Here is an 18877-nt window from a genome sequence, read left to right on the forward strand (position 1 = left end):
TAGTTTTTGAATAAAAGTCCAACTTTTTTTCTAATAAAATACCGTGTTGTATCATGGTCAATATTATAGGGTAAAAGAGCGGAGCTGTCAAGGGAAAATTGTATCTTCAATTCTATCTTACCCGTTCATCTTTTTTGTTTCGGGATAATTTGTTACTTTTTGTATATCCTTATAAATATCTTTTAGTGCAGGATATATTTTTTTGTATACGCTGAAAAGGCCGTCATAAAGGGTGCGGTGTTCAGGATTCGGTATAAATTCCTTTTCGTATAAGACCATTTCCTTTACGGCATCTTTGATTGAAGCATGCTCTCCGATTCCTGCAGCGGTTATGATTGCGGCTCCTAGGGATGAAGCTTCCGGCGTTTTTCCCCGTACAAGGGGACGGTTTAAAATGTCTGCGGTAATTTGGCAGATTGCATTGCTTTGAGAAGCTCCCCCTGAGGCTGCAACCTTTTCGCATCTTAAATTTCCTTTTGCTTCGATTAATTCCAAACCTTCACGCAAAGAGTAGGCAAGGCCTTCGATTATAGCCCTGTATAAGTCATCTCTTCCGTGCACATCGCCGAAGCCTATGATGCTGCCCTTTGCATAGCGGTCAAAGATACTCGCTCCCCAATAAGGCTGGAGCATGAGGCCTCTTCCGCCCGGAGGCGAGGCATGTAAAAGTTTATCCAAAATAACTTCAGGTATTATTCCTTTAGATTCAGCTGCCTTACATTCTTCCTTCCCCAATTCTTCTTTAAACCAGCTTATCATCCAATAACCTCGGAAGATTTCCAATTCCGAAAGCCATGTATCTGGAAGAATGCCGCAGTAGGCAGGAAAGAGTTTTTTATATTCAAAGTATTTTTTCGAGCAGACTTCAATTGTGGCCGTTGTGCCGAAACTTAAAGAGGCCATGGAAGAATCTATTACGCCTGCCCCTATGGTTTCGCAAGCCTTGTCGCTTCCGCAGGCAACAAGAGGAATACCTTGCGGGAGTCCCAATTCTTTTGAAACCTCGTCCGTTAAAGTGCCGATTATTTTTCCGCTTTCTATAAGGTCATGCCTTTTTTCGTTTTCTAAGGGCATGAGAGTTTCTTCGATCGAATATTTTTTTGCCCATGTTCTTTTTCGGTTTACAAAGGGAATGTAGCCTACCATCGAGGAAACGGTATCGCAGGCCTTTCCGGTCAGCTTATAAATAAACCATCCCGAAAGAAAAAACATCTTCCATGTTTTATCCCATATTTCAGGCTCGTTTTCTCTAAACCAGTTTATCTTACAATTTGATTGAACCGTAACTATAGAATCATAAACTCCCGCAGCATGAAAAGCCGTGCGTATAAGACGGTTGGGATGATAGGGGCCTCTGGCAGTTCTGTTGTCGAGCCATACGATTGCGGGCCTCAGCACCTTTCCGTCTTTGCCGACAAGAACCGTTGTAGCCCTCATCGAAGAGATGCCCATTCCGGCAATATTTTTAAAGTGAAGAGGCTCTTTTTCTTTAAGAACAGCAAGGCCTTCTTTTAGAGCATTCCAGTAAACTTTTACATCTTGTTCGGCCCATGCAGGTTGAGGGCTTGTATGAGGCTTATACGGAATGCGGTTTGCCGCCAAGATATTCCCCTTTAAGTCAAAGAGCATTGTACGCAAACTTTGGGTTCCGCAATCGACCGTTAAGATGGTCTTCATAGGGAGCCTCCTGCTGCGATTAAATCTGCCCCGCTTTCGGCAAAGTTTTTTACGATGATGTCGCCGGGTCTTTTTGATGAGTCCGCTTTAAGCTTGCGGATAAGATGCATATATTCTGAAAAGTTTTTTAAGGGAACTTCTACGCTTGTTTTTACTGGAAGTCTCGGAAAGCCTTCTACCGAAGAGGTTATCGTGCTTGTAAGAATTCTCATCGGGCAGACAGCTTCCGATTTTCCGTAGGAAAGACCCTTGGGGCATTTATTCCCGGAAACGCTGATGTTTTCATTTTCGATTTTTACGCTCAAGCGGCAGCCTCTGGGGCAGGCTGTGCAGATAAAGCTTTTAGTTTCCATTATCGGCCTCCTTTTTTTCCGATGAAGTATCGATGCCTTTTTGTGGAGATTCGCTTAAAACTATTTCAAGCTTTTCGGCTCCTCGTAATTTTTCGCAAGGCAGAATAAAGCGTTCCATTTCAGGAGGTTTAAGCTCTTCGTATTTTCGCTCAAAGACGGTTTTGCCGTCTGCTTTTAAGCTTAAGTCAGTGTTTTGTATTTCTTCTGCGGCTCTAAAATAAAAGATAATAGAGCCCTCTGCCTCAGTATCAATTTTTTGCGGAACAACATAGAGAATTTTTCCGATGATATTTAAAGGCAAAAGTGTTTTAGCCTCGGACCTCATGTTTAAAGCAAAATCGGCGGCTGCTTCTCCTGCGATTTTTCCCGACTCGGAAACATAATCGACAAGGTCGTTTACATGCAAGGCATTTCCGCAAGAAAAGAGCCCCGCAGCTTCCGTGTGCATAAACTGGTCAACGATGGGCCCCTTTGTTCTTCCGTCTATAGGAACATTTAAACTTGACAGTATATCGTTTTCAGGGATTAGGCCTACGCTTAAAATCAGGGTATCGCAGAGGATTCTTTTTTCGGTTTCTGCAATAGGCTTCATGTTTTTATCTACTTGGGCAATCTTTACAGCTTCTACCCTTTCCCTGCCCTCAACCTCGGTAACCGTCGCGGATAGATGGAGAGGAATGCCGTAGTCTTCAAGGCATTGCACGATATTTCGGCTTAGTCCTGAGGGGGTAGGTTTAATTTCGTATACCCCCTCTACATGAGCCCCCTCAAGAGTGAGGCGGCGGGCCATTATAAGACCTATGTCTCCCGAACCTAAGATTACGCATTTTTTCCCGGGCATAAACCCGTGCAGGTTTATGAGGGCTTGTGCCTGTCCTGCCGTAAAAATACCTGCGGGCCTTTCCCCGTGAATGTTTACCTGCCTGTCCGTTCTTTCGCGGCAGCCCATAGCTGCAACAAGACTCCTTGCTTTAAGTTCAAAAATTCCGTATTCGGGATTTGTAAATTCCAAGAGAAAAAACTCGTCTTCTTTTTTTAGCTTGGTTAAAAAGGTAAAAAGAAAAATATCTATATTTTCTTTTGCTTCTGCCATTTCTTTATACCGCCACGCATATTCGGGGCCGGTTAAGCGCTCTTTAAAACGGATTAGACCGAAGCCGTCATGAATGCACTGTTTTAAGATGCCGCCTATCTGCCCCTCTCTTTCGATAAGGGCAATTTTCAGTTTAGGATTTTTTTCTGAGGCAGCCAGAGCCGCGGCCATTCCTGCAGGGCCTCCGCCTATAACGATGACATCATAATCGGTAAATGCAAGTGCTTTCATTTTTCGCCTCCGCTAAAGGCTTCAAAGTTTTCTATCGGCTGAACAAGCTCGGAACCCTCTCCCTTCTTTGTGATCTTTTCTATCGGGATGCCTTTTTCTTCCGCAATAATTTTTAAAACATGGGGAGTACAAAAGCCTCCGTGACATCTGCCGGCTCCGGCTCTTACTCTTCTTTTAACGGCATCAAGGGTAAATACATTTAGGGGATTGTTGACCGCATCCCTTATTTCGCCTTCGCTGACCTGTTCGCAGCGGCAGATGATTTTTCCGTATTGGGGATTTTTTTCGATTAGAGCCTTCCTTTCATTAGTTTCCATTTCGGAAACAGGCTTCATAGTCTTTCGGACGGGTGAAAAATTTTCTTTTAAACTTACATCTATTTTTTTCTTTAAAATTGAAACGGAAATCTTTACGATGTCCTCCGCAATGGCCGGAGCGGAAGCAAAGCCGGGGGATTGAATTCCTGCAGCGTGTACCAAGTTGTCGACCCGCTCTGAAGCTTCGACGATAAAATCTTCTTCCCATGTGCAGGCCCTTGTTCCGCTGTAGTAGGTTATTATGTCTGAAGGCGAAACTTTTGAGTTAAGCGTTAAGTGTTTTTTTATTTCTTCAAGGGCTTCAGGTTTTGTAGAAAAGTCCTCCCTATCCATAACTTCTACTGCATTAGGGCCTATTAAAAGATTGCCTTCAACGCAGGGCATGATGCCGCCTCCCTTTGAGTGCCCCTTGCGCAGCCTTAAAAGACTCGGCATGGCGGAGCTTGTTTTTTGTAAACCGTTTAGTTTCTTATCGAGAATAGCATCCGTTCCCTTGCGTGCATGTATCGAAAAAAATCTGTCGCCTGCAAGGCCTGCAACCTTGTCGGCCCAAACCCCGGCGGCATTTATAAGAAGTTTTGTCCGGCAAATGCCGCGGTTGGTTATAAGTTCGGTAATAGTGTTGCCTTCTTTTTTGATGCCGATAAGGGCAGTGTTAAAAAAGAACTCGGCTCCGTTTTCGCAAGCGTTTTCTGCATAACAAATAGTAACCTTCATGGGCGAAGCGACTCCCGCCGAGGGAAGCCAAAAGCCGCCGTAGTTTTTATCGGTCATAAATGGGTCTATTTTTTTTACTGCTTCTCGGGAGCGGTAACCGTAATCTCCGTCCGCCATGTTGAGGCGGCATCTTCTTTTCATTAGGGGAGTGAGCAATTTTAAAATAGGATGGTAAAAAAGAAAAAAACTTCCGCAGCGGTTTATTTCAAAGCCCAGCTCTTCTGAAACCTTTGTGTACATTCTATTCCCGCGGGTGTTAAGCCTTCCCTTTATTTTTTTAGGATTATCTGCAAAGCCCGGATGAATCATTCCGTCATTGTGTCCCGAAGCCTGCATCGCAACATCGCTTTCTTTTTCCAAAAGGGCTATTTTTAAATCGTAGCGGGATAGTTCGCGGGCAATAGAACAGCCTATTACTCCTCCGCCTATAATTACCGCATCAAAATCCCTGCCCTCTAAAAGAGAATCCTTGATTTTGGGCAAATGCATAGGTTCTTCACCCCGGCCGTTTATAGTTAAATCGTTTACAACCCCCTTAAAACCGCAGCGGGCAGCCGCATAACCTGCGTCCATTCTTTCTTCCATTGAAGAAACATCGCCTTCTAAAACAACGGATTTTATATCAAGGGAAATTTTAACCTTTTCGCTGAGATTAAGCCGTTTTAATTTTTTTTGTAAACTTAAGAGCTTTTTATTAAAATCTTCTTTTTGCTGCATAGATCCGTATCCCTATATGTCTCGGGCTGAGTTAATTTTATCATTATTTTTATGGAATCTTCTTCGTCCGCCTCGATGAGGGCATTAAAAAAAAGCTGTTTGTATTCAGGGATGCTGTCTGCATAGGATAGATTTTCACATAAAAATTGTTTAAATTGGTGTTTATAAATTTCTTCTGCTGTTTCAAAGCTTAGTAGAAAAATAGGATTGTCCGATAAATCTATTAAGGTACGGTAAAATTCAAAGTCTTCTATCGCTGAAATTTCAATATTCTCAGGTTGAGAAAAGTGTATTTTATTTTTTAAAGGTAGAAAAAAATGGAAGCGTTCTTTTACCGATAATTTTGAAATTCGGTTTGTAAGTTTTTTTATAATATGAGTTAAAATAAGCTGCCTAAATTCAACAAGGCCGGCTTCAATCTTTTCGGGTTCCGATATCTGCTTGTTTCGATAAAGCTCGGCTAAGAGCCTCACCGATATGGAAGAACCAAAGTCGTTTACAGTACATCCGTGACGCGGCCGCATCGTTATAAGCCCTTTTGACTGGAGACTGAGAAGAGCTTCATGTACTACAGGTCTTGATACTTCAAAGCGTTCTGCAAGGTCCCTTTCAGAAGGAAGATATTCTCCGGCTGAAAATAAACCGGTTAAAATTTTATCCTGAATAAGAGATGCGATTTTTTCTTTTTTTAAAGTCTGTTCCTCCGATTCCATAATAGCTCCCGATACTTGGTTTGTGGTCTTACCACCAACATGTTAACATAGAGGCTAAAATTTGTCAAGTTTTATTTGCGGAATCTTAGAAAAATAAAAAAAGCGGCAGAAGCCTTAAGACTTTTTTGCCGCTATTAGTTATAACTTAATAAGGTTCTTTAAAAGACTATGCCTTCAACGATTAGTTTTTCGGAGAATAATACCTTCTTGTATTTTACAAAAAGAGTATCGTTTGATGCATTGATTTTATTTTTTACATAAACATCTACATCCCCCGACTTTATCAATTTGAATTCTTCCTTATCTTTTTTGGGCTCTACCGGTGACACGACCGGCTGGGGTTCTCCCACGCCTCAGGAAGCACAGCCTATAAGGTCAATAGTTATGGCCTTAGAATTGATTTTTTTTAAATAATCCAAAACTTTGTCATCAATATTTATTGTCATAAATCACTCCTTATTCAACAATAATTTCTTTTCTGTTATAAATTGCCTCATCCAGCTCGCCTGTTCTTTTTGCTGCAATTACGCCTGAAAGAAGAGAATCGCTTACGTTTAAGGCTGTTCGTCCCATGTCGATGAGGGGTTCAATAGCAACAAGAAGACCGGCAAGAGTTATCGGAAGACCCATTGAAGATAGAACTATGATTGCGGCAAATGTTGCTCCGCCTCCTACACCAACGATTCCGAAACTGCCCAAGGCTGTAATTACGATAAGCTTTACAAGGAAGACGGGTGCCAATGGATTGATTCCTAAAGTGGGAGCAATCATAACTGCCAACATTGCGGGATAAATTCCTGCACATCCGTTTTGTCCGATACTTGTGCCTAAACTTCCTGCAAGGTTAGCGATACCTTCCGGAACTCCTAAGTTATTTACTTGGTTTGAAACGGTAAGAGGAAGAGCTCCTGCGGAAGACCTTGATGTAAATGCAAACATAAGGTTTGAAACACTTTTCTTAAAGAATGTTATGGGATTTAATCCTGCCGTAAGCAAGTATAATCCGTGTACAACAAACATTATGATAATTGCAATATAGCTTGCTCCTATAAATCCTATAAGCCTTAAAATTTCAGAGAAATTTGAGGTTGAGGTGATATTAATCATCAGAGCCAAAACTCCGTAAGGCGTAATGCGGAGAACCATTCGTACAAGCCTCATTACTACATCGGAGCAAGAATTAAGCCATTTAATAAATACGTCTGCACTGTCGGGATTGCTTCGTTTTAAGAATAAGGCTGCGAAGCCAAGCATTGCCGAGAAGAAAACCGTAGCCAAAGTTGCATTTGAGCCTTGACCTGAAAATGCGTAGAAGGGATTGGTCGGGATAATTTCAAGAATTTGCTGCTGAATCGGTTTTGCCTCAAAGTCATGAAGTCTGCCTTCCATTGCCTTTCCTCTTGCAATTTCACTTTCACCGGCTGTAAGATTTTCTGCCGATAGGCCGAATGCAGAAGTTGTAAGGGCTCCTACAAGAGCTGCTATTGCAACAGTGATCACAAGAACAGCTAAAATTCTTCCGGCTGCTTTTCCGATGTTTTGTTTTTGTGTAGCAATTGATTTTGTAATGCTTACAATGATTAGAGGGTAAACAATCATTCTAAGCAATCTTACATAACCGCTTCCTACTAAAGTAATCCAGCTCATAGCTTTTTTTATCAGAGCCGAATCTTTAACGGTAAGCTGTAGGATTGCACCAAAGATGATACCTACAACAAGAGCTGTAACTACGCGTACATTAAAGCTCATATTAAGTTTTTTCATGTATTTAATTCCATACATGAGTAACAACGCTGCGGCTACAATGCCGCATATCCAAATTATATCCATCTAAGACTCCTAAATAGTGGTATTTTATAATGCGCAGCGAGTTTATCATAATACAAGATTTTTTACTAGGTGGGTTTAAAATAATATCCGATTTGTTTTAACTTTTATTCGTGCGGAGGGTTGTTGATTATCGCTTTTTTAGTAAAAATTGTTTCCATGTGCAAAAACCTATCTTAGTTGAAAAAAAACCGGTTTTTTGCTATGATGATGCCTTAAATTGTATTTTTAGGAGACAAATATGCAGGAAAACCAAGAACAAAAAAAACGGCCGGGTTGTTTTATGGCGTTTTTTCGTGGAATAAATATTTTACGTTTGATAATAATAAACATCATTTTTTTCTTTTTCTTTTTTTCATTTTTGGGGGTTATGGGCAGCATACCCTCTAACACAAAAACAGTAGAGCGCGTACCGAATGAGGCCGTCCTAATGATAAATCCTTCAGGAATTCTTACAGAAAAGGAAGCCGATATTTTTTCGGCCGGCATTCCCGCAATCGGGAAAAAATCGGCAGTAGTCGTTTCGGACCTTGTAAAAGCTATAAAAAATGCGGCCTCCGATAGGCGTATAACAAGCCTTTATTTGGACTTTTCAGAGTTGCGAGGCCTCTCATCGGGGCATTTAAGCGAATTAGGAAATGCTTTAAGGCTCTTTAAAAATTCAGGTAAGAAAATATATGCCTATGCTGTAGGCTATTCCATTCCTTCTTATTTTTTAGCTTCTTATGCAGACCGAATAGGAATTGATCCGCTGGGAGAAGTCTCCTTTGCAGGCTTTGCCTCCCGTCCGGTCTTTTTTAAAGGTTTGGAAGAAAAATTCGGAATCAAGTGGAATGTGATACAGGCCGGAACCTACAAGGGCATGGCAGAAACTTATTCGCGGGACAGCCTTTCTCAAAATGTAAGAACCAATTTAAAATCCATGTTCGATGATTTATGGAACAAGTACACTTCGGATATTGCAGCAAATCGAAATATGCCGCCCGAAAAAATTAGGGCATTCGCAGAAAACAATAATGCCCTTATAAAAAAATATGAAGGAAACGGCGCGAAGGCCGCTTTAGAAGAAGGCTTTGTTACTGATATTGCTTCAGTCGATGAGTTCGCTGCAAACGTAGGCTTTGCCGATAGTAAAACATTTTCAGTAAATGTAAATACGATAGACTATACTTCGTATAATGCAAACTTTGCAGAAATGCCCTCTCAAAATTCTATAGGTGTCATTCATCTGAACGGAGCGATTTCTTCCAGCGGTACAGGACGTATAGATGACTCTGCCGTAAGTTACAAGATTGTAGAACTTTTTGATATTGCCCAAGATGACCCGACCGTAAAAGCTATCGTTGTAAGAATAAATTCAGGCGGAGGAGAGGTTTTTGCTTCGGAAGAAATAAGACGGGCTGTAGACAGAGCTAAAGCATCAGGTTTACCTGTTGTAGTTTCCATGGGGTCTGTTGCCGCTTCGGGAGCTTATTGGATTTCTTCTTCTGCAGATTATATTTTTGCAAGCCCCTACACAATTACAGGCTCAATCGGTGTATTGGCTACAGCTCCATCCTTTAAGGAAGCCGTAAAAAAATATCTGGGCATAACAAGCGATTTGGTTTATTCGGGACAAAAGCCCTCATATTCCGTTTTAGAAGAACCTTCTCCTGAAGAAAAAGAGGTAAGGCAGCTGGAAGTTATGCACATATATAAGACCTTTATCGAAACCGTTGCAAGGGGAAGAAATCTTCCTGAAAAAACCGTTGAAGAATTAGCCGGCGGCCGTGTCTATTCAGGTGAACAAGCCTTAAATTTAAAATTGGTTGATGCTTTAGGCTCTTTGGACGAGGCGGTAAAATATGCTGCAGAGCTTGCAAACATAAGCGGACAATATTCCGTAAAGGAAATAAAAAAGCCTCTGCCTTTTACGGAAGCCTTGATAAAAAGTATTTTAGAAGATATTGATGTTTCGACGCTTTCGCAGATGAACTTTGCAGACATCAAAGCCTTCACTGACTTTTTAAATTTAAAATCAAAAAAAGGCATCTATGTTTACAGCCCCGAATACCTTATTTGGGAAAACTAAACTTGCAGTAATGGAGGTATGATAAACAGTTCGGCACAAATACTGCCTCACTGTTTATCTTTGAGTTTGCTTTTCAAGCAAACATCATACTATTTGTATGCGGTTTATAAATAAACCGCTTGAAAAAACTCTTTTCGGAAATTGATATTTCCTGCAAAAAGTTTTTATGGAGGAAGAGATATGGCTATAAATTGCGGAATTGTGGGTTTACCCAATGTAGGAAAATCGACTATATTTTCGGCTCTTACAAGTGCACCGGCTGAGGCTGCTAATTATCCGTTTTGTACAATAAACCCCAATGTAGGAATTGTAAGTTTACCCGATGCCCGTTTAAAAAAATTGGCTGAACATTTTAATCCAAAAAAGGTAATTCCTGCAACCGTAGAATTTGTGGATATTGCTGGTCTTGTAAAGGGTGCCTCAAAGGGAGAGGGCTTAGGGAATCAGTTTTTGTCCCATATAAGAGAAGTAGGCGTTATTGCCCATGTTGTACGCTGTTTTGATAATGATGATATAGTCCATGTTTCGGGGAAAATAGATCCGGCTTCCGATATTGAAGCGATAAATATCGAGCTCGCTCTTGCCGATCTTGCAAGTTTGGATAAAAGAGCCGAGCGTGCCGAAAAGGCGAGCCGCATGGGTAAGGAAGCTCAAAAAGAAGCCGCTGTCGTAATGCGTGCTATCGAAAAAATTCGCCCTCTTTTGCAGGAAGGAAAGGGAGCCCGCCTTGCCGACTTGACCGATGATGAAAGAGATGCAATCTACGACACCCATCTAATTACAATGAAACCTCAAATGTATGTTTGCAATGTCGATGAAACAGGTGCTCAAGACAACAATCCCTATATAGCGGCGGTTAAAAAGATTGCAGAATCGGAGGGGGCAGATACCGTTGTAATTTGCGGAAAGTTTGAAGCCGAATTAGCCGACCTTGAAAGTGAAGAAGAACGCCTAAGCTTTTTAGCAGAGGTAGGCTTAGAAGAATCGGGTCTTTCACAGCTTGCAAGGGCTGCCTACCACTTAATCGGGCTTAGAACCTTTTTTACGGCCGGAGAAGATGAGTGCCGTGCATGGACGATTCATGCAGGGGATACGGCTCCAAAGGCTGCCGGAGTTATACATACCGACTTTGAAAAGGGATTTATAAAGGCTGAAGTATACAGCTTTGATGACTTTGTAAAATACGGAAGTGAACAAAAGATAAAGGAAGCAGGACGTTACCGTCAAGAAGGGAAAGCCTATGTAGTAAATGACGGTGATGTTATGTTCTTTAAATTTAATGTGTAAATTTTAGATATTTTTGAATAAAAATACTTGACATTTTTATCCGTTTTAAGTATACTCAAGCCACACACAAACGATACACACTGTTTTTCACTAGACTCGCTCATTATCCTCCTTTTGAGCGAGTCTTCCTTTTTTTACTCCATTTTATTTTTTGACATGAATTTACATAGTTTCTTCTTAACTATTCGGTTAGGTCAAAAACCGCATCCAAGTCAAGTCTATCGGTCTTTATTTGAGAAAATAAAATATTTTGGTCAAGCTTTGCATCAAAGGGTGAATTTTTAAAAAACTTAAAAAATAGAGAGCTGTGATTTTTGGTGTCTTGGTCTATTTCTACAAAGAGTTTGTAGGTTCCGGCTATGTTCCGTTTTGCAAAAATATACAACCGCTCTCCGTTTTTTTGGCCTGCTGCCGCAGCCTTTGATTCTGCTGCCATAAAAAAACTTTTATCGGCCGTTATTCCGGACACGGCAAAGGAGCCGAATTCTTCCAATATATTTTTTCCGTTAAAATTAAAATTCTTTATTAAAACGTTTTTTCTATTTTTGGATTCTGCGGTTTGAATGGGGAATCCTTGTAAATTATCCTTTGAAAGCTCTTCAATAATTTTGTTTAGAACATCAAAGCCCTGATCGTCATTTTCGATTAGGGTACTCATCAGCCGTTTTGCAAAAGCACCGCCTTGGCTTGAGTTTAAGCGTTCTATCATTTCGGCAGGGCTTATTTTTTTTCTTGTTACGGTTTTTTCAGTCTTAGGCTGATTGGTTGTTTTTAAAAATTCCGGGGCAGCCGGAACCTGAGGGATTACAGGGTTTATTGTATTCGGTTTAGGAATTTCCGGCATACCGGGGATAGGAGGAACGGACGGAATAGGAATCGGATTAGAGTTTTGTGCAATCGTAGGCAGGGACATAAAGATAGAAAAAATCACTGCGATTATAAAGGGGCTTATCGGCATATTGGCAAGCCGGCTTTCAACTGTTTCAAGTTTTGCCTGAAGACTTAAAATAGTTTTTTCCAAACGCCGTTTTTCCTTTTCTAAGGTTCGCCGCGGGTCTTCTTCTTTCTTTTTAGAAATCGTGCCCCGGACTGTTGCAGGGCTTGTCTTATTTAAAAACATTTCTTCTGCCTCAGCTCTTTTTTCCGCATTGCCTATATTGGCCACAAACTTCATCGCCTCGTAACCAATGGCTGGGTTTACATCGTAGGCACTGATTTTTTCGATAGTAGTTGCGGATGCCCTCGGAAGGCAGAGCACCCTATCGACATAATCCTCATATCTTACGCCGGCTTTTTTGCAAAGAGGCCGGGCCTTTCCCAGCAGGCGGCCGAGTTCTTTCATAAGTTTACCGTCTTCTACCATTATAACTTGTCTGATTTCATCGGTTAATTCTAAAAGCTCGGGCGACTCCTCAAGAGTGATTTTATAAAAGCCTTTTTTTTCGGCCTCAGCCAAAAGGCTGTGAAAGAGAGTCCAAAACTTGGGGCTGTGTACCCGCGTCGAATAAAAACCGCCTTCTTTTTCACACTGCTTGTGGTGAGTATATTCATGCACAGCCGTGTAAATAAGTTCATTATCATTCGCAAAATTCTTATTATGAAGAATAATTTCGTGCGTGTCCGGCTTATAAAGCCCGTTTACCTTTTTGCTGCTCTTCCCCGTAAAAACAACCGAAAACTCAAGCTCCGTATCCGCCGTCTCAAGCAAAATTTCTTTAACCCTATCTTGATTCATAACTGCATTATATACTATTTAAGGTTAATTTTCAAAGAGATGAAAACGTTATTCTATAAAATACTTATTTTTTAAAAACATCGCTTATTTCACTGCAATGTTATCGATATACGCTTACCTAGCGCATAAGCCATTTTTTCTAACGAGCCTATTGATGAGTTATACGCCGTATCCAGAATATTATTTATAGCACTTCGGGAAGTATTTAATCGTTTTGCCATTTCATTTTTGCTTATATTTTGATTTTTCATTTCAGCTTCTAATTGATATATAAGAATTTTTTTTGCTGCTAATTCTTGAGCTTCTTCATATAATCCTTGTTCGACCATAAATTCACCAAATGATTGTCCTTTTCCTTTCATTTATTCATCTCCTTAAATTCCCTCAATCGAGAGATAGCTAGCGTTAATTCTTTGTACGGTGTTTTTTGTGTTTTTTTTATAAATCCATGAAGCAAAACTAAAGAAGCGTCTTCGATAGTAAAAAAGATTCTTACAATACCGCTTGAAATGCAGCTTCTAATTTCCCATAAATTAGCATTAATTTTTCTAACTAATGGTAAACCAAGAGGGTATATTTTACTATATGAATTATATAGATATGGTACTTAATCAATAATGTTAAGTACCATATCTTGTTTTGATGAAATTATTCCGGGACACTTACTTTTTCCAGACGGCAACCGTACACTGTAACCAACGGTTAAGATGGGTATCGAAGCAGGTGCCGGATGCCACTTGGACAAAGTTCTCGTCAAAGGGGGCGTTTGTCATGCTTACCGTCACTGTCCCGCCTACGGCAAGGAAGCTGGGGTGTATTTGGGTAGGCCTTTGGTCGCAGTATGCGTAAAACGGCACTAAATTGAAGAAGTTGCTGTCTGTGACGGTTACGCTATTATGTCCTTGCAGTTCCACACAGCCCATCTGCAACCAGTAGTGCTCCATTTTGCGTACGGAAAGGGTATTCGTCCGAGCCCTAAACCACTCTCCATCCATATCGATATTGTCTATATTGATGGTACTGTTCGGCGTCGTTTCGTTATTTAACACGACTGACGAATAATCGCAGGCATTATATATTATATCCGACTGTTGCTCCTCACTCCATCGTCCAAAGAACGACAGAGCGCCTTTTAACTGCCCTTTTAGCCGGAATGGTTGATACCCGCTGCCGCCTTTTAACGTAATGGAATCGCCTGAAGATACATAGAGGTCTTCCGCCTTAACATCTTTTAGGGTATGGGCGCCTCCGCTTGCAAAGGGTACCGGTTCTGCATATATCTGTTTCCAGTCGCCTTCTTTGACTACATACGGGGGGCAGCTGTACTCCCTTTTGATAGTCCGTAAGTCTTTGGTTATATACCCGCACTTTAAGGTCTTCGCCGTTACATTCTCTATGTCCGTGTGTACCGGTACGGTTTCCATAATAGCCTTAAAGTCCTTTTCATTGCAGGAAACATCGATGGTGTCCCTACAGGTATAATTCTTCATTGTTACCGAACAGGCAGGAAGTTTTAAGGATCCTATCGTGTCGTCGTTATACCGCTTATTTGAGCAGCTAAGCCGTTCGGTTATTACCTTTCCGCTGGATACAGAGAGATCGGCTATGGTTACAGCGGTAATATCGACATTTTTTAATTTCAGCACTTCGCTTTTATCGTTCTTAATCGATATATTGCCGAAGCCGCAGTTTTTCATCTTAATGGAGGCAGAAGCGGCGGGAGACAGCTCCATGTTGTAGTATCCTAATAGTCGGTAAAGACTGATAACATCAAAGTTCTTGTACTTACCGTATATCGTCGAATTGCTAACGTCAATGTCCTTTGCGGAAATTTCGAGGTCGCAGTGGCTGTTTTTGATAACTACTTTTTGCGCCGGAGATTCAGCGTCATAGGAGCTATAAATGTGAAGGGTGCCTCTGTAATTATCGACGGCAGCGGTATCGCATCTTATGGACAAGTACGTGTTACTGGTACCGACGATGTTTACATTTTGTACCGTAACGGTATCGCATTTCGGTAGTCTAATGTCGCTAGAAGCCTCCGAATCTTTTATCGTAACCGAGGCCAAACGGGAGGAGATGCGGGTATTAAAATCCGTAGTCCTGCGGACAGTACAGTTTTGGATAACTAGGGAGTTTTCTCCGGCGCTGTCCCATTTAATATAGTAAAGAGGGGACACCAGTCCATAGCCGTTCTTATTAAACTCAATGCCGTCAAAGGTGAGCGTTCCGTGTATTACCGTATCGGAGAAAAATATGTCGTCAGGGTGGGCATTTCTTTCGCGAAGAAATACGGTCTTATTATCCTTGTTCCGCTGGTCGGCATTGGTTTCGATGCCCGTAAACCCGCCGCGCAGGGTGAGCGTGCGCTTTAGTTCGTACCGTTTGTTATTGAGGGTACAGTCTTTACTCAGCCATATTTCGGCGGTTACGCCGTCGGGCAGCTCGTTCGCCTTTTGTATGGCCGCTTCAAGGTTTGTAAATGCGTCTTCCCATGTAGAGCCGTTGTTTCTGCCCGTCGCCTTGGGGTCAACGTAGATAATACCGCCTGCCTGCTGTAAGGTTACGCGGTAGATTTTGGTATAAAGGCCGTTTTCGCTTGTTACTTTGTATTCTATCACCGAAGAAAAATCGGCAGCCGTTTCTCCGCTGGTCTGTTCAACGCCGTCTACCGTTACCCGTCCTCTTGCGGTAAAGCGAGGTATAAGATTGGTAACATCCGCTCCGCGCGGCAAAAGTGCATAAACGGTACCCGAATGTGCGCTGATAGAGGCTGTTACATCCTGCGTCAGCGAAGGATTATCCTGCATCAACAGCTTAAACTCAGTCAATTCGCAGCCCGAATCTGCCGAATATTCAAAGTTTACTATTACCTGATATACCGTATATACGGAAGGGTCATCTGTTGCCGTTACTTTATAGTACACGGGGTATTCAAAGTCCTGTACACTGGAACCGCTGGTCTGTGTAAGAGAGTCTACCGTTACCTCGCCCGTCGCGGAAAATTCGGGTATCAGTTTTTCGGGTTTTTGACCGGCATAGCAGGCGGTAATGTGTACGGTGCGTGCCGTTTGGTCAATTCTGCCTTCGCAATCTTTGGTAAGAGGGTTGATGCCCGCAGGAAAACGGAAAGTTTTTAAAACCGACAGGGAAGGCTCTGCATAGACGAACCGTATCTTGACGGTATACCGCCTTGTGTACTGTCCGTCGCGGGAGGTACAGACATAGGTAAGTGTTTTTCTAAAATCCTGTGCGGTACTGCCCGATGCCTGCACGGTTCCGTCTACTTTTACCGTACCGGGAGTAATAAAGGTAGGGATAAGGTTTTCGGGTTTTGTACTGCCGGTGTACAGAACTGTTGCAGTGATTGTGCCTTCGTGCCCATCGTTTATGATAGCCGCAGTCGAAAGCGTTTTTAGTTCACTATTTTTTTCTTTGGTAAAGCGGAAGTCGGTAATGCTGCGAACCGTATCGGGGTCTTCTTTAAACGAGATAAAGAGGCTGTATTCCGTTTTTTCGGTTCCAAAGGTAATGATAATCTTTGCTTCGGCTGTACCGAGGTGATACTGTGCTCCTGACGGGTTTTCAGGCGTAAATGGGATTTTTCTGGTTGTATTATACCGCCCGCCCTTATATTCTATTTTTGCTTTATCTCCTGCGTATACTGCATCGCAATACAGCGAAAAAGCACCATAGCCGGTATTTGAGTATTCTACCGGGTAAAAGAGCTCCGCAGTTACGGTTTTTGCTGCATGGTCTATATGCACTGCTCCGTCTTTTACCAATGCAGGGTTTTTCAATTTTGAAAAGCCGAAGTTTTTTAGCACCGCTTCCGTTACCGTCTGTGCACAGGTTGCCTTGTACAGCTTTACATCCTTATCCTTTCCCAGTACGGCAAACTGTACGGGATTGGTAAAATCTATAGGCTTATTAAGCGGTACACTCAAATGCGATATATCAACAGGAGCAAAAAGAGCGCGTAAATAAGCTTCCTTGTCCGCCGCAGTAATAAAACCGGAAAGCACGCTTAAATGGTCCATTCCTAAACTTGTCAAAAGCGGCACCAAATATGGCTCGGTAAGAGGTATTAAAACGGCATTCGGCGAAACGCTTGCCGTTACATTAAGAGAGCGCACTTCCGTTCCTGCCTTTACTTCAAAGTCTACGGTATTTGTACCGATAAGGCTTTGTCCCAGCTGAGGCTCGCCTACGCTGAACGAAAGGATGTTTTTCTCGGCGTGTACGCCCGGAGGCAGTATACCTGTAGCCGGATCGGTGCCGTCATCATAGAGGACTTTAACGGTATACAGCTCTATTTTCCCCTGTCCGCCTATAACGGCAAGCGGTACGGGGCTTAAAAAATTAATGGGATAGACAAGCTGCGGAATGTTAAAGCCGGGGTTTTCTTCATACATCTCGAAGAACCAGCGGTCGATTGCTTCTATGTTTTCAAAGCTTCCGACGGTCAGCGAGAGCTTGAGTACATCGGTACTGGGAAAGGCTTCCTGTAAGTACCGCAGCGTTACGGGAAAAAATGTAGCCTGAGGAGATACGGCGGCTTCGGGCAAAAGCTTTGTTACATCGGTTCCTTTCGGAACGGTTATGGTAACGGCATGACCGCTGATAACCGTGTCCGTACTGCACACATGCCTCTCAACATTTTTTAGCTGCAATCCGAGAAGCTTCTGTTCGTTAGATGGAATAAGATCGTTAATCACGTTTTTGCAAGAGAGTAATGTAGGTAAGATGATTAGTGATGCAAGCACCGTCCGCAAAAAAGATGTTCGTTTTTTCATTTGTTTTCTCCCTTTGTTGTTTCTATTGTTATGGTATTAGTTTGGCCGTTTATTTCGTCCGGTTGTTCATGTACCGGTTGATAGAGGTTTGCTCCCTCATTGGGGTTAAATTGAAGCCGTACAAAGCGTATTTTTACATACCGGTATCGGGTATAAAACTCTTCTTCAGGCATGTCTTCCTTTTTGTGGTTTTTGTCTTTCGGCTCGTTATAGATAATTCTGTCTTGTGTGATGCCGTTTTTTTGCAGATAGCCGGACACAGCCTCAATGCGTTCCGCTTCTATTTTTAGTCTGCCGCTTTGCGAACCGAAAGGTGCTGCAGAGCTTTCGAACAAGATGTATATATCTTTGTTTTCTTTAAGGATGGCTGCCGCTTTTTTAATGTCTCCTTTGGCATTTACATCGAGTTCTGCGCTTTCAGGTGTAAAATACACGTAGATTGCATCAAATTGTGCAAGCTGTTTTTCAGCAGGAACTTCAATCTCTTTTTCGATTATTACCGGTACAGGCTTGTTTTTACGCCGTGCGTAGGCATACACATCAGCAGGGTAAACACGCACATATATTTGAAAAGACGGCAGAGGAACGGCACGGCTTTTTTCCAAAAGTAAATCGATAGAAAAAGCAGCTTTAAATTCGATGCTGCGGTTTAAAATGTTAGATCCGATACTAATGCCTGTACTGAAAACTCCGTCTACGTCTTGTGATATTTTCATTTTGTCCGTTAAAAGGTCAACAGCCGTCTGATAGTGCTGAATTTGCAAAACATACAGCCCGATGCCGGCAAATGCTCCAACGGAAAGATGCCGTATTGGAAAGTAATCATAGGCGGTGTTTACCGTGATGGGCACGGCGTCAAAGCTTCGCACCAGAGGGTTTGTACCCAAGATAACACTGTGCCCCGTTTCCAGATACACCGGCATTGTGTGCTGTTTTGAGCGGAAAAAAGTGTATCCGAAAGCCGCCCTGTAGCCGGGTTTAGGTTTGGTATAATCTTTTAAAAGGGAAATGGGTATAAAGGTTTGAAAGCCGGCTGAAGCAAAAAGGTTGGAATACCATTTTTCGGAAATATCTGCTGCGGGGTTATTGCTGCCTTGTTCGGTATTTTGTATATCCTGCGAGTTTTGTATGCTTTGCATATCCTGTGCTGCAAGTCTTATACAAAGCATAAAGAGGAATATAAATAAGTATTTAACTATCTTGTATTGAAAATAAAAAATCTTACTGCAAACCCGATTCACAGTAAGATTAAAGAAATAAAGAGAAAAAATATTTATTAAAATATTTTTTAATTTATTAAATTTCTTCGGGGGGGGGTAAAAGTCCTTTTCTATTGAGATGTT

General features: G+C 42.0%; 14 protein-coding genes. 2 read left to right on the forward strand and 12 right to left on the reverse strand.

Annotated elements, in window-relative coordinates; all coding sequences use genetic code 11:
* Window positions 1-117: 117 nt before the first annotated feature.
* The 7 genes from E4N78_RS02045 to E4N78_RS02075 all read right to left on the reverse strand — a co-directional run bounded on the left by E4N78_RS02045 (window position 118) and on the right by E4N78_RS02075 (window position 7648).
* A complete protein-coding gene (locus E4N78_RS02045) occupies window positions 118-1677 on the reverse strand; it encodes an FGGY-family carbohydrate kinase (protein ID WP_255811440.1) in 1560 nt (519 codons plus the stop codon).
* A complete protein-coding gene (locus tag E4N78_RS02050) occupies window positions 1674-2030 on the reverse strand; it encodes a DUF1667 domain-containing protein (RefSeq protein ID WP_255803221.1) in 357 nt (118 codons plus the stop codon). The genes E4N78_RS02045 and E4N78_RS02050 overlap by 4 nt, the downstream gene beginning before the upstream one ends.
* On the reverse strand, window positions 2020-3354 hold the full coding sequence (locus E4N78_RS02055; RefSeq protein WP_255811441.1) for an NAD(P)/FAD-dependent oxidoreductase: 1335 nt from the start codon (window positions 3352-3354) through the stop codon (window positions 2020-2022). The genes E4N78_RS02050 and E4N78_RS02055 overlap by 11 nt, the downstream gene beginning before the upstream one ends.
* On the reverse strand, window positions 3351-5105 hold the full coding sequence (locus E4N78_RS02060; RefSeq protein ID WP_255811442.1) for an NAD(P)/FAD-dependent oxidoreductase: 1755 nt from the start codon (window positions 5103-5105) through the stop codon (window positions 3351-3353). The genes E4N78_RS02055 and E4N78_RS02060 overlap by 4 nt, the downstream gene beginning before the upstream one ends.
* A complete protein-coding gene (locus E4N78_RS02065) occupies window positions 5069-5818 on the reverse strand; it encodes a FadR/GntR family transcriptional regulator (RefSeq protein WP_255811443.1) in 750 nt (249 codons plus the stop codon). The genes E4N78_RS02060 and E4N78_RS02065 overlap by 37 nt, the downstream gene beginning before the upstream one ends.
* Before the next feature lie 158 nt (window positions 5819-5976).
* Window positions 5977-6264, reverse strand: coding sequence for a CC/Se motif family (seleno)protein (locus E4N78_RS13760; RefSeq protein ID WP_370644997.1), 288 nt, complete (start codon window positions 6262-6264; stop codon window positions 5977-5979).
* 10 nt (window positions 6265-6274) lie between these two features.
* Window positions 6275-7648 (reverse strand): L-cystine transporter, encoded by a 1374-nt coding sequence (locus tag E4N78_RS02075; RefSeq protein ID WP_255811445.1) that lies wholly within the window; start codon window positions 7646-7648, stop codon window positions 6275-6277.
* A 238-nt stretch (window positions 7649-7886) separates the two neighbouring features.
* On the opposite strand from E4N78_RS02075, the gene sppA reads away from it, so the two are divergent.
* Complete coding sequence (gene sppA, locus E4N78_RS02080; protein ID WP_255811446.1) at window positions 7887-9716, forward strand: signal peptide peptidase SppA; 1830 nt, start codon at window positions 7887-7889, stop codon at window positions 9714-9716.
* A 180-nt stretch (window positions 9717-9896) separates the two neighbouring features.
* On the forward strand, window positions 9897-11003 hold the full coding sequence (gene ychF / locus E4N78_RS02085; protein ID WP_255811447.1) for a redox-regulated ATPase YchF: 1107 nt from the start codon (window positions 9897-9899) through the stop codon (window positions 11001-11003).
* 181 nt (window positions 11004-11184) lie between these two features.
* Here ychF and E4N78_RS02090 read toward each other — a convergent pair whose 3' ends face one another.
* The 5 genes from E4N78_RS02090 to E4N78_RS02110 form a co-directional block, all read right to left on the reverse strand.
* On the reverse strand, window positions 11185-12738 hold the full coding sequence (locus tag E4N78_RS02090) for a hypothetical protein (protein WP_255811448.1): 1554 nt from the start codon (window positions 12736-12738) through the stop codon (window positions 11185-11187).
* 89 nt (window positions 12739-12827) lie between these two features.
* Window positions 12828-13100, reverse strand: coding sequence for a helix-turn-helix domain-containing protein (locus E4N78_RS02095; protein WP_255811449.1), 273 nt, complete (start codon window positions 13098-13100; stop codon window positions 12828-12830).
* A complete protein-coding gene (locus E4N78_RS02100; RefSeq protein WP_255812304.1) occupies window positions 13097-13315 on the reverse strand; it encodes a type II toxin-antitoxin system RelE/ParE family toxin in 219 nt (72 codons plus the stop codon). The genes E4N78_RS02095 and E4N78_RS02100 overlap by 4 nt, the downstream gene beginning before the upstream one ends.
* Before the next feature lie 85 nt (window positions 13316-13400).
* Window positions 13401-17534, reverse strand: coding sequence for a hypothetical protein (locus tag E4N78_RS02105; RefSeq protein WP_255811450.1), 4134 nt, complete (start codon window positions 17532-17534; stop codon window positions 13401-13403).
* Complete coding sequence (locus tag E4N78_RS02110; RefSeq protein WP_255811451.1) at window positions 17531-18703, reverse strand: OmpA family protein; 1173 nt, start codon at window positions 18701-18703, stop codon at window positions 17531-17533. Before E4N78_RS02110 ends, E4N78_RS02105 begins: the two co-directional genes overlap by 4 nt.
* Between the last annotated feature and the right edge of the window lie 174 nt (window positions 18704-18877).

Origin of the sequence: Treponema denticola, from assembly GCF_024400535.1 — a bacterium.
GTDB classification, from domain to species: Bacteria; Spirochaetota; Spirochaetia; order Treponematales; family Treponemataceae; genus Treponema_B; species Treponema_B denticola_C.

What these genes read in the sequence shown, in the direction of transcription:
- E4N78_RS02045 (WP_255811440.1), bottom strand. Translation starts at nt 1,677, where the DNA reads ATGAAGACCATCTTAACGGTCGATTGCGGAACCCAAAGTTTGCGTACA.
- E4N78_RS02050 (WP_255803221.1), bottom strand. Translation starts at nt 2,030, where the DNA reads ATGGAAACTAAAAGCTTTATCTGCACAGCCTGCCCCAGAGGCTGCCGC.
- E4N78_RS02055 (WP_255811441.1), bottom strand. Translation starts at nt 3,354, where the DNA reads ATGAAAGCACTTGCATTTACCGATTATGATGTCATCGTTATAGGCGGA.
- E4N78_RS02060 (WP_255811442.1), bottom strand. Translation starts at nt 5,105, where the DNA reads ATGCAGCAAAAAGAAGATTTTAATAAAAAGCTCTTAAGTTTACAAAAA.
- E4N78_RS02065 (WP_255811443.1), bottom strand. Translation starts at nt 5,818, where the DNA reads ATGGAATCGGAGGAACAGACTTTAAAAAAAGAAAAAATCGCATCTCTT.
- E4N78_RS02075 (WP_255811445.1), bottom strand. Translation starts at nt 7,648, where the DNA reads ATGGATATAATTTGGATATGCGGCATTGTAGCCGCAGCGTTGTTACTC.
- sppA (WP_255811446.1), top strand. Translation starts at nt 7,887, where the DNA reads ATGCAGGAAAACCAAGAACAAAAAAAACGGCCGGGTTGTTTTATGGCG.
- ychF (WP_255811447.1), top strand. Translation starts at nt 9,897, where the DNA reads ATGGCTATAAATTGCGGAATTGTGGGTTTACCCAATGTAGGAAAATCG.
- E4N78_RS02090 (WP_255811448.1), bottom strand. Translation starts at nt 12,738, where the DNA reads ATGAATCAAGATAGGGTTAAAGAAATTTTGCTTGAGACGGCGGATACG.
- E4N78_RS02095 (WP_255811449.1), bottom strand. Translation starts at nt 13,100, where the DNA reads ATGAAAGGAAAAGGACAATCATTTGGTGAATTTATGGTCGAACAAGGA.
- E4N78_RS02105 (WP_255811450.1), bottom strand. Translation starts at nt 17,534, where the DNA reads ATGAAAAAACGAACATCTTTTTTGCGGACGGTGCTTGCATCACTAATC.
- E4N78_RS02110 (WP_255811451.1), bottom strand. Translation starts at nt 18,703, where the DNA reads ATGCTTTGTATAAGACTTGCAGCACAGGATATGCAAAGCATACAAAAC.